The sequence below is a fragment of the Phytoactinopolyspora endophytica genome (assembly GCF_004138495.1).
Taxonomy (GTDB): Bacteria; Actinomycetota; Actinomycetes; order Jiangellales; family Jiangellaceae; genus Phytoactinopolyspora; species Phytoactinopolyspora endophytica.
The window spans coordinates 69,627-72,358 of the sequence record NZ_ML142867.1; the positions used below are offsets into that span (position 1 = coordinate 69,627).

3 protein-coding genes are annotated in these 2,732 nt (G+C 68.8%); 1 reads left to right on the plus strand and 2 read right to left on the minus strand.

All coding sequences use genetic code 11. The features are described 5' to 3' along the window. Together ELR45_RS35945 and ELR45_RS28060 are read right to left on the minus strand one after the other, a co-directional pair. The coding region (locus tag ELR45_RS35945) for a carbohydrate ABC transporter permease (protein ID WP_165368170.1) at positions 1 to 397 on the minus strand (397 nt) is incomplete at its 3' end. Next, on the minus strand, positions 394 to 1,692 hold the full coding sequence (locus tag ELR45_RS28060) for an ABC transporter substrate-binding protein (protein WP_129669269.1): 1,299 nt from the start codon (positions 1,690 to 1,692) through the stop codon (positions 394 to 396). The genes ELR45_RS28060 and ELR45_RS35945, both read right to left, overlap by 4 nt. A 197-nt stretch (positions 1,693 to 1,889) precedes the next feature. Here ELR45_RS28060 and ELR45_RS28065 point away from each other — a divergent pair. Then, a partial coding sequence (locus ELR45_RS28065; RefSeq protein ID WP_165368171.1) for a LacI family DNA-binding transcriptional regulator occupies positions 1,890 to 2,732 on the plus strand: 843 nt, incomplete at its 3' end.

Consider the following 2,732-nt stretch of genomic DNA (forward strand, 5'->3'; position numbering starts at 1 on the left):
AAACGCTCGGCAGGTAGTATGCGGTGCGGAAGAACGCGCTCGCCCGCTTGGCGCTGTTCACGGCGACGGCCATGGCCAGGGCGATGCCGTTGCCCAAGACGAAGCCGGTGAGGCCGAAGATAACGACGTTCTTCATCGATGCCCAGAAGACCTGGTCGTCGAACACCCGCCGATAGTTGTCCAGCCCGACCCAGGGGGTGTTGAGGCTGATGCCGTCCCATTCCTGGAAGCTGAGCAGCAACGCCTGGAAGAACGGTGCGATGGTGAAGGTCCCCACAAGCGCGACGGCGGGGCCGAGGAAGAGCCAGCCGACGAGGCTGCGCCGGCGGCGGCGGCCCTGTCCCCTGCGCGGAGCCGGCCGGCTCCGCGCAGGGGACAGGACGGCCGGGGCCGTCATGCGCTCTCCTGGGCCGCCTGGACGTCAGCGAGCACATCGTCGACCGTCGCCTCGCCGAGCATCAGGCTCTGGGCGCCGGCGCCGATCGCCGCGACGACATCGGGAGTGAACGACGCACGCACGGTTTGCGCGGACGACAGACCGGCGACGAAGCCGTTCATCGGGGCGAGCATGTCGCCGTCCTCGACCACGTCGACGTTGGTGGGGATGACGCCTACCTCGTTGGCGAACACCGACTGCTGCTCCGGCCCGGTCAACCATTCCAGGAAGGCGAGTGCCTCGTCAGGGTGATCGCCATTCGGGTTGACGGCGGCGCCCTTGCCTAGACGGACCACCGCGCGTGCGGGTTCGGTCCCCTCGGCGGCGGGCAGCCCCATGGTGACGTAGTCCGTGTAGTCCGGTGCGGTGCTTCCCGCGACCGCGACAGCCGCGGTGTTGTCGAAGATGGCTCCCACCGTGCGGGAGTTGAAGAACGCTCGCTCGACGTTCGGGTTGTCGTCCGATCCGCCTGGAATAGAGCCGTTCGCGACGACGCCGGCGTCTCTGAGGTCCACGAGGAGCTGGAACGTCCTACGCCACGCGTCGGTCTCCCAGCTCGCCTCGCCGTTCAGCGTCGCCTCTATCTCCTCGTCGGTCATGTAGTTCGAGGCGAAGGTCTGCATGAGGTGGCCGACCTGCGATGCGGCGATCGAGAACTGGCCAGTCGAGCCGGCGTCCTGCAGGGTGCCAATGAGGTCGTCGACTGTCTGCGGCAGGTCCTCCGGATCGATACCGGTCGTGGGGTCGACGTAGAGGCCGTAGGACGTGAGGTCCCAATGCACCGAGTAGAGGCCTGCGGGGATGTCCAGGTTGTTGCCGTCCTCGTACGTCGCGAGTTCGAGCGCAACTGGGTCAAAGGTCTCGCCCCAATCGCCGTCCAGCTCGGGCGCAAGGTCCATCGCCCAGCCGGCTCTGAAGTAGGGGGCCATGGTGAAGGCGTCGATGACCGAGTACAGGTCGGGCATGTCGCCGGACTGCGCCATGGACTGCAGACTGGCGGGGAAGTCTGCCGGTCCGGGGGTCTCGACGGTGATCGTGACCCCGGTCTCCTCGCTGTACTGCGCCGCGAGTTCGGTCAGGGCCTCTTCCTGGCCGCGCGACTGGTTGAGGAAGCTCAGCTCGACGTCGTCAGAGGAGTCGGAGCCACCCGTCCCGTCGCCCGAGCCCCCGCACGCCGAGAGCGTCAACGCGCCGATCAGGAAGATCGCGGCGTACGCTGCGCGAAGCGGGCGGCCGTTGCTGCTGAAGGTATCCATAGTGTCCTCACCTTTCAAAAGACGGTGAATCGGATCGGTGGAGCAGAAGTCGCGACCGTGTGGTTGGTGGCGGCTACCGGAGCTTTGCTACCGGTAACAATAGATACAGTTGGCACCGGTAGCAATACCCTTGCCCTAACGGCTGTCTGCCCGCAGGCGCGGCTGAGGCCGACTTGTCCCACGAACAGGAGAACCAGATGGCATCGCCTCCGGAGCGCCCGGGGCTCGTTCGCCCCGAGCGACCGACCCTGACCGACGTCGCACGTCTCGCCGGTGTCTCACGGCAGACCGCATCCCGGGTCGCGCGCGGCAGCAGCTTAGTGAACGCGGACACCGCCCGCCGCGTGCGCAAGGTGATCGACACGCTCGGCTACCAGCCCAACGCGCTGGCGCGGGCGCTGTCGGTGGGCCTCTCGCAGCACATCGGCGTGGTCACGCACGCCGCGTCCGGCGAGGGCACCGGGACGATCCTGGGCGGCATCGAGTCGGCCGCGGCCGAGCTCGGGTACCGGGCAATCGTCGCGCACGTCACGACCCTGGGCCGGCAGGAGCTCCAGGACGCCGTCGATGCACTGGCCCGGATCGGGTGCGACGGCATAGTGGTGATGGCGCCGTGGGCGTCCGCTGCCGACTCCCTCGGCCTCGTCTCATCGCCCGTCCCGCTCATCACCACGAGCGAGGTGCCCGGCTACGACGGCCCGGCGGTCCATTCCGACACCGCGGCGGCCGCCGAGCAGGCGACAAGCCACCTCCTCGGCCTCGGTCACCGGACCGTGCACCACGTCGCCGGGCCGGACGACTGGAACGCCGCCCGGCTCCGGACCGAGGGCTGGCGCAGAGCGCTCGAGCAGGCCGAGCGGCCAGTCCCACCCATGCTGACCGGCGACTGGAGCAGCGCGTCGGGTGCTCGGCTCGGCGCCGAGCTGGCCAGGGACCCAGAGGTGACCGCGATCTTCGCCGCGAACGACACGATGGCCCTCGGTGTGCTGCACGCCCTGTGGCGAGCCGAGCGGGACGTCCCGGCCGAGGTGAGCGTCATC

Coding starts and splice junctions, on each gene's coding strand:
- ELR45_RS28060 (WP_129669269.1), bottom strand. CDS start 1,692: ATGGATACCTTCAGCAGCAACGGCCGCCCGCTTCGCGCAGCGTACGCC.